Below are 15,061 nucleotides of genomic sequence, written 5' to 3' on the forward strand. Positions count from 1 at the left end.
TTTTGCCAAAAATACCCGTCACGCCGTTAGTCGCCACACCCCTCCATGCATTAAAGTAAGCCTCCCTAGCCCGGCGTTTGCTCTCGATCACCGGGCTCATCTTTCCAGGAACCGTCATCGATGGAACATCGTGAAGCGCTGCTTGCGCTGCGAACCTTTCTTTCTACGCAGATTCTCGGCCAGGAAAAACTCATCGATCGCCTGCTGATCGCGCTGCTCGCCGACGGCCATATGCTGGTGGAAGGCGCACCGGGCCTGGCCAAGACCAAGGCCATCAAAGAGTTGGCCGAAGGCATCGAAGCGCAGTTCCATCGTATCCAGTTCACCCCCGACCTGTTGCCCGCCGACATCACCGGCACCGAGATCTATCGCCCGGAAACCGGCAGCTTCGTGTTCCAACAGGGGCCGATCTTCCACAACCTGGTGCTGGCGGACGAAATCAACCGCGCGCCGGCCAAGGTGCAGTCGGCACTGCTGGAAGCCATGGCCGAGCGCCAGGTCAGCGTCGGGCGCAGCACCTACGACTTGTCGCCGCTGTTCCTGGTGATGGCCACGCAAAACCCCATCGAGCAGGAAGGCACCTACCCGCTGCCCGAAGCCCAGCTCGACCGCTTCCTGATGCACGTAAAAATCGGTTTCCCGGACGCCGCCGTCGAGCGGCGCATCCTGCAACAGGCCCGTGGCGAAGCGCTCAACGGCGAAACCAAGCCTGAGCGCCGCGTCAGCCAGCAAGCGATCTTCGCCGCGCGCAAGGAAATCCTCGGCCTGTACATGGCTGATGCGGTGGAGGAGTACCTGGTGCAACTGGTCATGGCCACCCGTACCCCGGCCAAGTTCGACCCGGAAATGGCCGAGTGGATCGCCTACGGCGCCAGCCCACGCGGCTCCATCGCCCTCGACCGCTGTGCCCGCGCCCATGCCTGGCTGGCCGGTCGCGACTTCGTCAGCCCAGAAGATATCCAGGCGGTGCTGTTCGACGTGCTGCGCCATCGCATCATTCTGTCGTTCGAAGCCGAAGCCGCGGGCATTGACCAGGACCGTGTGGTGCAACGTATTCTCGACGTCGTTGCCGTCGCTTGAACCCCATGAATGCCAGCGACGGGATCCGCGTCACGCTCAGCGAATTGATCGAGATGCGTCACCGCGTGCGCGAAGTACAGCTATTTTCCACGCCGAGCCAACGCAGCCCGCTGATCGGCCTGCACCACTCCAAGCTGCGCGGACGCGGGGTGGACTTCGACCAGGTGCGCGTGTACCAGGCTGGCGACGATGTGCGCACCATCGACTGGCGCGTGACGGCGCGGACCCAGGAGCCGCACACCAAGTTGTTCCATGAAGAGCGCGAGCGGCCGATTTTTATCATGGTCGAGCAAAGCTGCCGGCTGTTTTTCGGCTCGGGGCAGATGTTCAAGTCGGTGCTGGCGGCCCAAGCGGCCAGCCTGATTGGTTGGGCGGCGCTGGGGCACAACGACCGGGTCGGCGGCCTGGTGTTTGGCGACAGCGAGCACTACGAAATCAAGCCCCGGCGCAGCAAGCAAAGCCTGCTGCAATTGCTCAATCGCCTGGTGCGGGTGAACCAGAGCCTGAACACCGAAAGCCGCCCCGAAGCCGACGCCTTGGGCATGGCCTTGCGCCGTGGCCGCGAAGTGTTGCGCCCCGGCAGCCTGGTGATCGTGATCTGCGATGAACGCGCACTCACCGAAGGTGCCGAGCAGCAATTGAGCCTGTTGTCACGGCATTGCGACCTGCTGTTGCTGCCGATTTCCGATCCGCTGGACCACGCCCTGCCCGCTGCCGGGCTGCTGCGTTTTGCCGAACGCGGCGCCCAGCTGGAACTGGACACACTGAACTACGATTTGCGACAGGCCTACAAAGCCCAGGCCGAAGCGCGCATCGCCCGCTGGGAACTGCTTGCACAGAAACTGCGAATCCTGCTGATGCCGTTAAGCACCCAAAGCGAAATGGTCGAGCAACTGCGCGAATACCTCAACCCGCAACGCCCGGTTAAAAAGCAATGAGCAGCCTCGACCAGTTGCAACCGCTGATCGCGCCGCCGGCCATCGGTTTCTGGCCGCCTGCGCCGGGTTGGTGGCTGTTGCTGCTGGTGATTCCATTGCTCGGCTGGGGGCTGTGGTCACTGCGCCGTTTCCTGCCTGCACGGCGCCCCATCGCCCGCGCCGAACAACCGCTGGACCCGCTGCGCATCGCCGCCCTGGCGGAACTGGCGCTGATGCCCAAACCCTACGATGGCGCCCCCGCTGGGGCCTGGCTGCAGCAACTCAACGGGCTGCTCAAGCGCCTGTGCCGCAATGACTACCCCTACAGCCAAAGCCATACGTTAAATGGTCGCAAATGGCTGGCGTTCCTGGATAACCGCTGCCCGGCCGCGGGCCTGACGCGCTGGATGGTGCTGGTAGAAGGCGCCTACAAACCCGAATGCAAACTCGACGACAAGGCCATCGCCGGCCTGACCCAAGCGGTCGACACCTGGATCCGCAAACATGTTTGAGTTCGCCTGGCCGTGGGTCTTCGTCCTGTTGCCATTGCCTTGGTTGATGCGCCTGGTGCTGCCGACAGCCGACAGCGGCGAGCCCGCCTTGAAAGTCAGCTACCTCAGCGACCTCGAAGGCCTGGCCCGTCGCCGCGCCCGTGTCAACCTGCCCGGCTGGCGCCAGCAAGCGCCGTTCGTGGTGTTGTGGTTGCTGCTGCTGACCGCCGCCGCGCGCCCGGAATGGCTGGGCGAGCCGTTGCCGATCGCCGCCAGTGGCCGCGACCTGCTGGTGGCGGTGGACGTGTCCGGCTCCATGGATTTCCCCGACATGAATTGGCAGGGCGAAGACGTAAGTCGCTTGAGCCTGGTCAAACACCTGCTCGGCGATTTCCTTGAAGGTCGCGAAGGGGATCGCGTCGGCCTGATTCTGTTCGGCAGCCAGGCCTACCTGCAAGCGCCGCTGACCTTCGACCGCCGCACCGTGCGTACCTGGCTGGATGAAGCGCGGATCGGCATTGCCGGTAAAAACACCGCGATCGGCGATGCCATTGGCCTGGCCCTGAAACGCCTGCGCCAGCGTCCGGCGCAGAGCCGCGTGCTGATCCTGGTCACCGACGGCGCCAACAATGCCGGGCAGATCGACCCGCTGACCGCCGCGCGCCTGGCCGCCGAAGAAGGCGTAAAAATCTACCCGATCGGCATCGGCGCCGACCCGGAACAGACCGGTTCCCTGGGTATCCTCGGCGTCAACCCGAGCCTGGACCTCGACGAACCGGCGCTCAAAGCTATCGCCGAGGCCACCGGTGGCCAGTATTTCCGTGCCCGTGATGGCGAAGAATTGCAGGCCATCAAGGCAACCCTCGACACCCTCGAACCCGTCGAGCAACAGCCCACCCAGGCACGCCCGGCGCTGGCGCTGTACAGCGCGCCGCTGGCCCTGGCGTTGGTACTGAGCATGCTGCTGGTGATTCAAGAACGCTGGCCGAACAACGCCTTGCAACGGTTGTTCAACAAATGGTCGAGCAAGGGGATTTTCCTGCAACAACACCCGGAATGGCGCCAACGCCTTAAACGCCTGCGCTTGCGGAGGCGTCGATGATCGACCTCTGGCCGCACTGGTTCCGCCCCTGGTGGCTGTTGCTCCTGCCGTTGCTCGGCTGGTTGCTGTGGCAACTGTGGCACCGGCAAAAGCGCGCCGGGCGCTGGCAGGTGATCCTGCCCCCGGCCTTCCACGCTGTGTTACTCAGTGGTGGCAACGGCCGTGAGAGCAAATCGCCCTGGGTGGTGCTCGGCATTGCCTGGCTATTGGCGGTGCTGGCGTTGCTCGGCCCCAGCTGGCAAAGAGTCGAGCAGTCCAGCCAGAAGCCGTCCGACCCGTTGGTGGTGCTGCTGGAACTGACCCCGGAAATGCTCGCCACCGACAGCCCGCCGAACCGCTTGGAGCAGGCGCGGCGCAAGCTGTACGACCTGTTGCAGGCGCGCACCGATGCGCAAACCGCCATCGTCGTGTACGCCGGCAGCGCCCACACCCTGGTGCCGTTATCGGATGACCTCGGCACCAGCCGCAACTTGCTGGAAGCCTTGCGCCCGTCGATCATGCCCGAGCCCGGCCACCGTGCCGACCTGGCTGTCGAGAAAGCCCTGGGCCTGCTCAAGCAAGGTGGCCTCGGCCAGGGTCGCCTGCTGCTGATTGGTTCCTCGCTGTCCAAACAGGAACGCCAGGGCATCCGCCTGCTGCTGCAAAGCGGCCAGGCGCCGGCCCTGTCGATCCTCGGCATCGGCAGCCGTGAAGGCACGCCGGTGACCCAGGAAAACGGTGAGTTTCTCAAGGACGAGCAAGGCGCAATCCTGGTGCCACGCCTCGACAGCCCCACCTTGAAGGCCTTCGCCAGTGAAATGAGCGGCCGCTACCGTGCTGCGCGCCTGGACGACAAGGACCTGCGCCAACTCGGCGTGCTGGACCCGCCGCAAGCCTTGCGCAACGACGGTCAACTGCTGCACCTGGACACCTGGGCTGACCAGGGTTACTGGCTGCTTCTGCCATTGTTGCTGCTCGCCGCCTGCGCCGGGCGGCGTGGCTGGTTGTTCTGCCTGCCGCTGCTGCTGTTGAGCGCACCGCAACCCAGCTATGCCTTCGGCCTGCAGGATTTGTGGCTGCGTCCCGACCAGCAAGGCCAGTACCTGCTGAAGAAAAAACGCCCCGCCGAAGCCGCCGAGCATTTCGAAGACCCGCAGTGGCAAGGCGTAGCACTGTACGAAGCCGGCAACTATGCCGAAGCCATCAAGCGTTTCGCCGAGGGCAATGACGCCTACTCCCACTACAATCGGGGTAATGCCCTGGCCAAGTCCGGTGAACTGGAAGCGGCGATCGACGCCTACGAGCAGGCCCTGGAAGCCCAGCCCGACCTGCAACCCGCGTTGAAAAACAAAGCGCTGGTGGAAACCCTGATGCAGGAACAGGCACAGCCGGAGCCAAGCAAACCTGCCGAAAACGAGGATGACGAAACCACCCAACCCGGCCAAACTGCGCAGCCGGGCGCCAGCGGGCAAAGCACCACGGGCGGCGAGCAGTCGTCCCAAGGCCAGGGTGAAGCCGGCACCGGTGACACCCAAACCGGCAATACGCCGCAAACCGCAGGCAATGAAGTACCGGGCAGCGAACTGGGCGACGAACACACCACCACCCCGCCGTTGCGCCCCACTGACGCCAGCCTCGACGGTGAACATCGCCAGGCCCTGGAGCAATGGCTGCAGCAGATCCCGGATAACCCCGGCGAACTGCTGCGCCGCAAATTCTGGTACGAACAGCAACAACATCAGGACAAGACGCGATGAGCCGCCGCACCACCCTACTGTTCCTGCTCGCCCTGTCGACAGGCCATGCCCAGGCGGCGAACCTGGTGGCCAGCGTCGACCGCAGCCGCGTCAATTCCGGAGAAACCGTGGAATTGACGGTGGAGTCCAGCGATGTCACGCAGTTCGGCAAGCCCGACCTGTCGCCGCTGGATGCGCAGTTCGAAGTCAGCGGCACCCGCCAGATCAACCAACTCACCACGTTGGACGGCGATAACCACGCCACCACGCGCTGGATCATCACCCTGCTGCCCAAGGAAAACGGCACGGTGGTCATCCCGCCCCTGCAAGTGGGCGAGTACAAGACCCAGCCGATCAGCCTGCAAGTGGTGGAAACCGCCAGCCAGAACACCGCCGCCGAACTGGCGCCGGTGTTCGTCGAGGCCAACCTCGACCAGTCCAGCGTCTACGTCCAGGCCCAGGCGCTGCTGACCGTGCGCGTGTACCACTCGGTGTCGCTGTATGACGACAGCAGCCTCACGCCCTTGCAGATTGCCGATGCACGCGTGGAGCAGTTGGGCGAGTCGCGCACCTACGAAAAGGTCATCAACAGCATCCGCCATGGCGTGATCGAAACCCGCTACGCGATCTACCCTCAGCACAGCGGCACCCTGGAGGTCCCCGCGCAGACGTTCAGTGCAACCCTGGTGGAATCGCGTCCGCCGCAGGAAAACACCCTGCAAGGCACCAAGCCCGGCAAGCTCATCCACGTCAGCTCGGCGCCGTCGCCGCTGACGGTCAAGCCCAAGCCCGCGCTGTATCCCGCCGATACGCCTTGGTTGCCGGCACGCAGCCTGACCCTGAGCGAAAACTGGAACCCAGAGCCTGAGCATGTGCAGGTCGGCGACTCCCTGACCCGTAGCCTCACGGTCAAGGCCGAAGGCCTGTCCAGCGCGCAATTGCCCGCCCTGCCCAGCACCGACATCAACGGCCTGCGCCGCTACCCGGACCAACCGGTGCTCAGCAACCAGACCAGTGACCGTGGCCTGATCGGCAGCCGCGAAGACCGCGAAGCGCTGGTGCCGACCCGCGCCGGCGCACTGGAATTGCCTGCCGTGGACGTGGTGTGGTGGAACACCCATGAAGACCACCTTGAGCGCACCAGCTTGCCGGCCCGCACGTTGCAGGTCGCCATCAACCCGAGCCTGGCCGTGGATACCCCCGCCACGCCGACCGTGATCACCGCCCCGGACGATGAACGCCTGTGGCTGTGGCAACTGAGCACATTGATCCTCGCCTGCACGACCCTGCTGGGTTTTGGCCTGTGGTGGCGCGCACGTCGGCAACCGGCCGTACAACGCGCCGCGCAAACCGGCCCGAGCCCGCGCACCCTGCTCGACGACCTCAAGCGCGCCACCCAAGCCAACGACCCCCAGGCCACCCGCCAGGCCCTCGATGCCTGGGCGCGGCAACAGCCGGAAACCCTGGCGGATATGGCGGCGCGGTTCGTGCCGCTGTCGGATGCGCTTGATGGGTTGAATGGCGCGCTGTACAGCGAGAGCGGGCATTTCTGGCTGGGCGAAGACCTGTGGCGCGCGGTCAAGGCCATTCCGGTGGCTGAGCGTGAACTGGACCCGGCGACCGATACCACCAGTTTGCCGCCGCTGTATCCCAAATAGTCCACTCTAAAACCGTCTTGTGTGGTGAGCCGGCCTGTTGCGGTGAACGGGCTTACTGTGGTGAGCGGGCTTGCCCCGCGCTGGGCTGCGAAGCGGCCCCAAAACCTGCCAATGAGGTCTGGCTGAATGATTGAGTCGTCTGGATGGGGGCTGCTTCGCACCCCAGCGCGGGGCAAGCCCGCTCACCACAGTAAGCCCGCTCACCACAATAAGCCCGCTCCCCACAACAGCGCTGCGCAATCAATCTCTACGTTGTGTCTTGGATGGTTAAAAGGCCCCCTCCCACATTGAATCTGTGTCGCCTGGGGGCAGCATGGTCGCATTACAGGTAAACTCCCCTCCTTTTCATCTTTTCTACGGAGTTCGCCTTGCGTCTGTTTCACACCTCCGACTGGCACCTGGGCCAAAACCTCCATGGCCAGGAACGCGACTTCGAACACGCCTGTTTCCTCGAGTGGCTGCTGGGCCAACTCAACGCCCATAGCCCGGATGTACTGCTCATCGCCGGCGATATTTTCGACACGGTCAACCCACCGCTCAAGGCGCAGGAGCGGCTGTATGACTTCATCATCAGCGCCCATGAACAAAACCCGAAGCTGACCATCGTGATGATCGCCGGCAACCACGACTCCGGCTCGCGTATCGAACTGCCAGCGCCGCTGATGCGCCGTCTGCGCACCCACGCCCTCGGCCGGGTGTTGTGGCTGGATGATGGCGAACTCGACGCCGAGCGCCTGCTGATCCCGCTGCCGGATGCCAAAGGCAAGGTCGCCGCGTGGTGCCTGGCGCTGCCGTTCCTGCGGCCGGCGGAAGTCACCGGCGCGCACCTGGGTGACGATTACCTGCGCGGTATCGGCCAGGTCCATGAATGGCTGATCGCCGCCGCCAACGCCAAACGCAAAAAAGGCCAGGCGCTGATTGCCATCAGCCATGCGCACATGGCCGGTGGTTCGGTGTCGGAAGACTCCGAACGCAGCCTGATCATCGGCAATGCCGAGGCGCTGCCGGCCAGTCTGTTCGATAGAAGCGTCGCGTACGTCGCCCTCGGCCACTTGCACAAGCCGCAAAAGGTCAATGGCGAAGAACGCATTCGCTACAGCGGTTCGCCGATTCCGCTGTCGTTTTCCGAAATCGGCTACAAGCATCAGATCCTTGACGTGACGTTCCAGGGCCAATGCCTGGTGAGTGTCGAACCGCTGCTGATCCCCCGCTCGGTCGACCTGCAACGCCTGGAAGCCGCGCCCCTGGCCGACATCCTCAAGGCGTTGGCCGAGTTGCCGGACGTCGACCTGCTCGCCGAGACCCAGCGCCACCCCTGGCTCGAAGTCCGTGTGCGCCTCGACGAGCCGCAGCCCGACCTGCGCCAGCAGATTGAAACTGCGCTGCAAGGCAAGGCCGTGCGCCTGGTGCGCATCGCCGCCGAATACGCCGGCAAGCGCGGCAGCGACGACACCTGTGAGGAGCGCCTGATCGAACTCGACCAGCTCACGCCCCAGGAATTGTTCAGCCGCGCCTGGCAGGACAGCTACGGCAGTGAAGTGGATGAACAAACCTTGAAGGACTTCGCCGTGCTGCTCCAGGAAGTGCAACAGGAGGGCGAACAGCCATGAAGATCCTCGCCATCCGCCTGAAAAACCTCGCCTCCCTGGCTGGCCCGTTCGAGATCGACTTCACCGCCGAGCCCCTGGCCAGTGCCGGTTTGTTTGCCATCACCGGGCCGACCGGCGCCGGTAAAAGCACCTTGCTCGATGCCTTGTGCCTGGCGCTGTTTGGCGCGGTGCCCCGCCTGGGCGATACCGGCCAGGCGAAGATGCCGGATGCCGACAGCGATATTTCCATCGGCGACCCGCGCACCCTGCTGCGGCGCGGCACGGGCGGCGGTTATGCTGAAGTGGATTTTGTCGGCGTCAGCGGCCGTCGCTACCGGGCGCGTTGGGAAGCCAACCGCGCCCGCGACAAGGCCAGCGGCAAGTTGCAGAACAGCCGCCAGAGCCTGATCGACCTGGACAGCGATCAACTGCTGGCCAGCCAGAAAACCGAATACAAGACCCAGCTGGAACTGGCCCTGGGCCTGAACTTCGAACAATTCACCCGCGCCGTGTTGCTGGCGCAAAGCGAGTTCAGCGCGTTCCTCAAGGCCAATGACAACGAGCGCAGCGAGCTGCTGGAAAAGCTCACCGATACCGCGCTTTACACCCAGCTCGGGCGGCGCGCCTTTGACAAGGCCAAAGACGCCAGGGACGCGCACAAGCAGTTGCAGGACCAGGCCACCGGCGTGGTGCCCTTGGCCGCCGAAGCCCGCGCCGAACTGGATCAGCAATTCGACGCGGCGCAACAGCAGCTCAAGGCCCAGCAGGCCCAGCTCAAGCAGTTGGAGCTGCAGCACACGTGGCTCAAGGAGCTGCGCGAATGGCAGGAACGCCAACTCGCCGCGACCGAACAGCTGCGGCGCGCGCAGGCGGAGTGGGACACCCAGGCCCTGCAACGCCAGGACCTCAGACGCCTGGAGCAGTTGGCACCGCAACGTCATCAGTTCGCGCGCCAAGCCGAACTCAACAGCGTGCTTGCCCCGTTGGCCGTGCAGATTCAGTTGCATATCGAACAACAGGGCCAACTGCATAGTCGCCAGACGCAGGCCGAGCAACAGCAAGCCACCGCGCAAACCGCGTTGGCCGAGGCACTGAAAAACCAGGCCGATGCCGTGCCTTTGCTGCGCCAAGCGTTTGAAGAGCAGAGCACCCTCGCCCACTTGACCAAAGCGCTGGCCAAGCGCGCCGAGGACAAACAGCAGCACGAACACGCCTGCACCGAAGGCCAGGCCCGGCTTAACGGTCTGCTGGAAAAGCAAAGCCAAGTCGCCGAACGCCTCCAACGCCTGGCCACCGAACTTGATCGCAGCGCCGCCCTCGCCCCCTTGAGCGACGCCTGGACCGCCTACCGCGATCGCTTGCAACAGCTGATGTTGATAGGCAATCGCCTGAACAAAGGCCAGGCCGAACTGCCGCAATTGGAACAACGCGCGGCCCGCGCAGCCGAACAGTTCACCGGACAACGCGAGGCTCTGGACCTGCTGTATCAGGAGGCCGGTGCCGAGCCGCATGCCGTGGCCGAGCAAATCCAGTTGCTGGCCAGCCTGCTGCAAGACAATCGCAAACAGCAACGCGCCTTTGAAGACCTGACGCGCCTGTGGGACAGCCAGCAGCAGCTGGACCAGCAGGCCAACGTACTGACGCAGAAGCTTGCCGACGCCCAACAGCAACGCGAGCAACTGAACCAGACCGGCCTGCAAACCAAGGCGGAGCTGACCGTTGCCGAACAAACCCTGACGGTGACCAAGCAACTGCTTGAGCGCCAGCGCCTGGCCCGCAGTGCCAGTGTCGAAGAATTGCGCGAGCAGTTGCAGGACGACCAGCCCTGCCCGGTGTGCGGCAGCCACGAACACCCGTACCACCAGCCCGAAGCGCTGCTGCAGAGCCTAGGTCGCCATGACGAAAACGAGGAAGCCACGGCGCAGAAAGCCGTCGACACCCTCAAGGAAAAACTCACCGAGCTGCGCGGCGAAGTCGGCGGCTTGATCGCCCAGCAAAAGGAATACCTGCAACAGCAGGAGCAACTTGCGACGCAACAACAAGCACTCAAGCCCAGCCTGGATGCGCACCCACTGTCGGCCGCGCTGTTCAACCAGGATGAGGCCAAACGCAGCGCCTGGCTTGATCAACAGTTGAGTCAACTGACCCAGAGCATCGCCCAGGACGAACAACGCCAAGGTGCCCTGCTCAACCTGCAACAAAACGCCGGGCGTCTGCAGCAACAACTGCAAGCCGCCCAGGAAGCGAGCCAGCAGGCCCGTCAATTGCTGGTGGATCAGCAACGCGAGCTGGCCAGCGACCGCGAACGTCTTGAGCAGGAACTGAATGCCTTCGCCAGCCTGTTGCCCGCCGACACCCTGGACGGTTTGCGTGCCGAGCCGGCCGCAACCTTCATGCAGCTGGACCAACAGGTCAGCCAGCGCCTTGAACAGCTCGGCCATCAACGTGATGAGCTGGCCGAGCAACAAGAACGCCAACAAGCGATCGAGAAAGAACAGACGCATCAGCAGCACCGCCAGCAGCAACTCGATGCGCTGAATCAGCAGGTCAACGAGTTGGCCGCCCAGCAACAAGCAGCTCAGGAAAAACTCGGCGCGTTGCTTGGCGAGCACGGCAGTGCCGAACACTGGCAACAGCAGTTGGATCAGGCCGTGACCCAATCACGCCAGAGTGAAACCGACGCCAACAAGCAGTTGCAAGAGATCCACAACGCATTGATCCAGTTGGCCGCCGATCTCAAGGCCCAGCAGGAGCGCCAGCAAGCGTTACAGGCCGAACAGCAATCGCTGGACACACGCCTCGGCGAGTGGCGAGCCCGGCACCCGGAGCTCGATAACGATGGCCTCAACCGCTTGCTGGCCTACGATGACGCCCAGGTCAGCCAATTGCGCCAGCAGTTGCAGCACAGCGAAAAAGCCGTTGAACAAGCCAAGGTCCTGCTGCAAGAACGCGAGCAACGCCTGGCCGAGCACCAAGCCCTGCACAACGGCAACCTTGAAGCCGAAGCACTGGACAGCGCGTTGGCTACGCTCAACCAACAGTTGGCTGAGGGAGAAAAAACCTGCGCCGAATTGCGCGCGCGCCAGTCCGAAGACCAGCGCCGCCAGGATGCCAATCAGGCCTTCGCCGAACAGATCGCCAAGGCCTATGACGAATGGCAACGCTGGGCACGCCTGAATGCGCTGATCGGCTCAGCCACCGGCGACACCTTCCGCAAGATCGCCCAGGCTTACAACCTCGACCTGCTGGTGCACCACGCCAACGTGCAACTGCGCCAATTGGTGCGCCGCTACCGCCTCAAGCGCGGCGGCAGCATGCTGGGCCTGTTGGTCATGGACACGGAAATGGGCGATGAACTGCGCTCGGTGCATTCGTTGTCCGGTGGTGAAACCTTCCTGGTGTCGCTGGCGCTAGCGCTGGGCCTGGCGTCGATGGCCTCCAGCACGTTGAAGATCGAGTCGCTGTTTATCGACGAAGGCTTCGGCAGCCTGGACCCCGAGTCGCTGCAGTTGGCGATGGACGCACTGGACGGTTTGCAGGCCCAGGGCCGCAAAGTGGCGGTGATCTCCCACGTGCAGGAAATGCACGAGCGCATTCCGGTGCAGATCCAGGTCAAGCGCCAAGGCAATGGCTTGAGCACCCTGGAGGTCAAGTGAGCGAGGCGCTGCTGTATTCATTTCGACGCTGCCCGTATGCGATGCGTGCGCGCCTGGCGTTGCGCTATTGCGGCGTGCCCGTGCGCATTATCGAAGTGAGCCTCAAGGCCAAGCCGGCCGAAATGCTGGCGCTGTCACCCAAAGGCACGGTGCCGGTGTTGAGTGTGAATGGCGTGGTGATCGATGAAAGCCTGGCGATCATGCAGTGGGCGCTGGCGCAGCACGACCCGGATGATTGGCTGCTGCAGGGTGACCCGGCGGTATTGGCGTTGATTGCCGAGAACGATGTGGGCTTCAAGTATCACTTGAATCGATACAAGTATGCCGAACGCTACCCGGAACAACCGATGGAACATTATCGGGCCGAGGGCGAGGTGTTCTTGCGCACACTTGAGGGATTATTGGCGAATCGCGAGTACTTATTCGCCGATCACCCAAGCCTGGCAGACATGGCCCTGGCGCCGTTTGTGCGTCAGTTCGCCCATGTGGATCGGGAATGGTTTGCCGGTGCACCGTATCCCCGGTTACAGCAGTGGCTGGAGTGCTTCCTGCAATCGCCGCTGTTCATTGCCGTAATGGCAAAGACCTGACCCGACAGGGCTCTGTAGTGAGCGGGCTTGCCCCGCGCTGGGCTGCGAAGCGGCCCCATCGAAAACGCCGCACGGTGTCAGGTATTCCTCGGCGCCTGGTTTTGGGGCTGCTTCGCAGCCCAGCGCGGGACAAGCCCGCTCACTACTGGGATTCGGTTTAGCCTTCAACCAGGTTAAGCAACCGCTCACGGGCAATCTCCGGCTCACCGTCCACCCCTTGTACGGAAGACAGGATGGGGGCGGAGTAGAGAACCAGGATGAGTGCGGCGAGTCGGAGTGCCATGCTGTCGATTCCAGGAATAAATGCGTCAATATTTGAGCGTCAAATTTAAACACATGGCAATGTGATATCAATCATTTTTATTCTGCAGATGCACAAACGCCAAACCACTCGAACGAGCCAGGCTTCGTTCCAGTGGTTTGGCGTCTGCTTTTGTGCAGGTTATTGCTGAGTCTTGTGATCCAGTGCGGCGTAGAAGTTGGCACTTTGTTGCAGGTATTTCTGGGTGTAGGCGCTGGTGCTGGATTTTTTGCCGGAAACTTCCACGCTGGCCGCCGCTGGCAGGGCGACAGTGGCGGAAACAGCGGAAGCGGCAATGATGGAGAAGAGATTCAAGTTCATGTCGGTAACCCTTGTGTTCGTTTGGTTGGGTGGCCTGGGAAGGCCTTGGAACCCAACTTACGCCCGAGGGTTGAACCTTAGAAATGCTTTGAAACAGTAGCCGCTATTAATAGAATTAATACACAGGATCAGGCCCCGCAGTGCGGGGCCTGTGGCTTATTGACGCACCAGGAACTTGAGGTCGCTGGGGGCCTCGATCGGCAATTTCTGCACGGTTTTACCCAGCAGACCGGTCTTGGGGTCGCGTTCAATCACCACGATTTCATTGCTTTTCTGGTTGGCGATCAGCAAAAACCTGCCGCTCGGGTCGAGGCTGAACTCGCGCGGGTGGTCGCCTTCCACGGAACGGCGTTGCAGTTCCTTGAGGTGCGCGGTAGCCGGGTCGATGCTGAACACCAGCAACTGATTGGCCGTGCCACGGTTGCTCACGTAGAGGAATTTGCCATCACTGGACGCATGTAGCGCGGCGCCGGCCTTGTCGGACACCGGTTGCCCGGCGGCGAAATCCACCAATTGCGTCTGGGTCAGCTGGCCATCTTTGTAGTCAAACACCGCAACCTGGGCGCTCATCTCGGTGGTCAGCCAGGCGTGTTTGCCATCGCCGCTGAACAACAGGTGACGCGGGCCGCTGCCCGGTGGCAGTTGCACCGAGGCCGGGTTGGCCGGGGTCAGTGGCAGCTCGTGGTTGGCCTTGGGGTCGTAGCGATAGGCAAACACTTTGTCCGCCCCCAGGTCCTGGACAAACACGTACTTGCCGTCCGGCGACGACACCACCGAGTGCACATGGTTGGACGTCTGGCGTTCAGGATTTACCCGGCTGGCCGGATGCCCGCTCAACTGGACGGGCGCCGACAGCTTGCCCTCGGCATCCACCGGCAGGATCGCCAGGCTGCCGCCCGGATCTTCCAGTACCGAATAGTTGGCGACAAACAGGTAGCGCCCATCAGCAGCAACGCTGGAATGGGTCGGCTCATTGCCCAGGCTTTGCACCTGATTGATCAGGGTCAGTTGATGACTGTTCGGGTCGATGCGGTAGCTGCTGACGCGCCCTACCGCGTCCTTTTGGCCTGGGCCATTCTCGTTGACCACGAACAAATGCTTCTGGTCCTTGGAGACCGTCAGCCACGATGGGTTGGCGGCCTTCGCGGCCAGCACCGGCTGACCGTTGAACTTACCCGTACGGCTGTCGAATTGCAGGCGGTAGATCCCTTCGCTGCTGCCGGCGGTGTAGCTGCCCACCAAGAGTTCATAAGTGTCGACCGGCGCGGCCTGCACCGACATGGCACCGACACTGCCGGCCATCAGCAGGGGCCAGAATTTACGCATCATCATCCGCTTGATCCTCGTCGTTATTGTTGCCGGTGAACGCGCTCATGCAGATCAGGCGGTGCTCGCCCGAATCACCGGTAAGGGTCCAGCTTTGCAAGGTGTCATCGAAGGTGGCGGCCTGTACCTGCTCCAGGCTGAAGCGCCAACGTTTTTCCGCACGGCCGTCCATGGCGGTGATCAGCAGTTTTTCGTTATCGAGTTCGAAGTCGAAGGCGTGCAGCCCGTCGATTTCAAGCATGTCGGACGTTTCCAGGACGGCAGGCAAATTCTCAGTCATCACAGTCTTTCATCAGGTTCAAAGGGCTCATCATA

At 63.0% G+C, this 15,061-nt stretch carries 13 protein-coding genes; 9 read left to right on the top strand and 4 right to left on the bottom strand.

The genetic code is table 11. From position 1 onward, the window contains the following. Nucleotides 1–120 precede the first annotated feature (120 nt). From QCBJ_RS09755 to QCBJ_RS09795, 9 genes are all read left to right on the top strand, one after another. A complete protein-coding gene (locus tag QCBJ_RS09755) occupies nt 121–1,080 on the top strand; it encodes a MoxR family ATPase (protein ID WP_003174327.1) in 960 nt (319 codons plus the stop codon). 5 nt (nt 1,081–1,085) lie between these two features. Then, nucleotides 1,086–2,018 (top strand): DUF58 domain-containing protein, encoded by a 933-nt coding sequence (locus QCBJ_RS09760; protein ID WP_046034784.1) that lies wholly within the window; start codon nt 1,086–1,088, stop codon nt 2,016–2,018. Next, on the top strand, nt 2,015–2,509 hold the full coding sequence (locus QCBJ_RS09765; protein ID WP_012724659.1) for a DUF4381 domain-containing protein: 495 nt from the start codon (nt 2,015–2,017) through the stop codon (nt 2,507–2,509). Before QCBJ_RS09760 ends, QCBJ_RS09765 begins: the two co-directional genes overlap by 4 nt. Beyond that, nucleotides 2,502–3,590, top strand: coding sequence for a VWA domain-containing protein (locus QCBJ_RS09770; protein ID WP_012724660.1), 1,089 nt, complete (start codon nt 2,502–2,504; stop codon nt 3,588–3,590). Before QCBJ_RS09765 ends, QCBJ_RS09770 begins: the two co-directional genes overlap by 8 nt. Continuing rightward, the gene (locus QCBJ_RS09775; protein ID WP_012724661.1) at nt 3,587–5,326 is read left to right on the top strand and encodes a tetratricopeptide repeat protein; all 1,740 of its coding nucleotides are present in this window, start codon (nt 3,587–3,589) and stop codon (nt 5,324–5,326) included. The genes QCBJ_RS09770 and QCBJ_RS09775 overlap by 4 nt, the downstream gene beginning before the upstream one ends. Then, on the top strand, nt 5,323–6,963 hold the full coding sequence (locus tag QCBJ_RS09780) for a BatD family protein (protein WP_046034781.1): 1,641 nt from the start codon (nt 5,323–5,325) through the stop codon (nt 6,961–6,963). Before QCBJ_RS09775 ends, QCBJ_RS09780 begins: the two co-directional genes overlap by 4 nt. Before the next feature lie 368 nt (nt 6,964–7,331). Beyond that, entirely contained in the window at nt 7,332–8,573 is a 1,242-nt protein-coding gene (locus QCBJ_RS09785; RefSeq protein WP_012724663.1) for an exonuclease SbcCD subunit D C-terminal domain-containing protein, read from the top strand. Continuing rightward, nucleotides 8,570–12,208, top strand: a complete 3,639-nt coding sequence (locus QCBJ_RS09790; protein WP_102060683.1) for an AAA family ATPase — start codon at nt 8,570–8,572, stop codon at nt 12,206–12,208. The genes QCBJ_RS09785 and QCBJ_RS09790 overlap by 4 nt, the downstream gene beginning before the upstream one ends. Then, the gene (locus tag QCBJ_RS09795; protein ID WP_093541800.1) at nt 12,205–12,798 is read left to right on the top strand and encodes a glutathione S-transferase; all 594 of its coding nucleotides are present in this window, start codon (nt 12,205–12,207) and stop codon (nt 12,796–12,798) included. Before QCBJ_RS09790 ends, QCBJ_RS09795 begins: the two co-directional genes overlap by 4 nt. 157 nt (nt 12,799–12,955) lie before the next feature. On the opposite strand, the gene QCBJ_RS30355 is transcribed toward QCBJ_RS09795, so the two are convergent. The 4 genes from QCBJ_RS30355 to QCBJ_RS09815 all read right to left on the bottom strand — a co-directional run bounded on the left by QCBJ_RS30355 (nt 12,956) and on the right by QCBJ_RS09815 (nt 15,026). Further along, the gene (locus tag QCBJ_RS30355; RefSeq protein WP_256530428.1) at nt 12,956–13,081 is read right to left on the bottom strand and encodes a hypothetical protein; all 126 of its coding nucleotides are present in this window, start codon (nt 13,079–13,081) and stop codon (nt 12,956–12,958) included. Between the two features lie 159 nt (nt 13,082–13,240). Next, complete coding sequence (locus tag QCBJ_RS09805) at nt 13,241–13,420, bottom strand: hypothetical protein (protein WP_016980181.1); 180 nt, start codon at nt 13,418–13,420, stop codon at nt 13,241–13,243. A gap of 156 nt (nt 13,421–13,576) precedes the next feature. Next, nucleotides 13,577–14,752 carry a lactonase family protein gene (locus QCBJ_RS09810; RefSeq protein WP_102060684.1) on the bottom strand — a complete coding sequence of 392 codons (1,176 nt, stop codon included), beginning with the start codon at nt 14,750–14,752 and terminating at the stop codon, nt 13,577–13,579. Next, nucleotides 14,739–15,026 carry a DUF5629 family protein gene (locus QCBJ_RS09815; RefSeq protein ID WP_046034776.1) on the bottom strand — a complete coding sequence of 96 codons (288 nt, stop codon included), beginning with the start codon at nt 15,024–15,026 and terminating at the stop codon, nt 14,739–14,741. The genes QCBJ_RS09810 and QCBJ_RS09815 overlap by 14 nt, the downstream gene beginning before the upstream one ends. Between the last annotated feature and the right edge of the window lie 35 nt (nt 15,027–15,061).

Source organism: Pseudomonas sp. QC2, assembly GCF_002859085.1.
Taxonomy (GTDB): domain Bacteria; phylum Pseudomonadota; class Gammaproteobacteria; order Pseudomonadales; family Pseudomonadaceae; genus Aquipseudomonas; species Aquipseudomonas petroselini.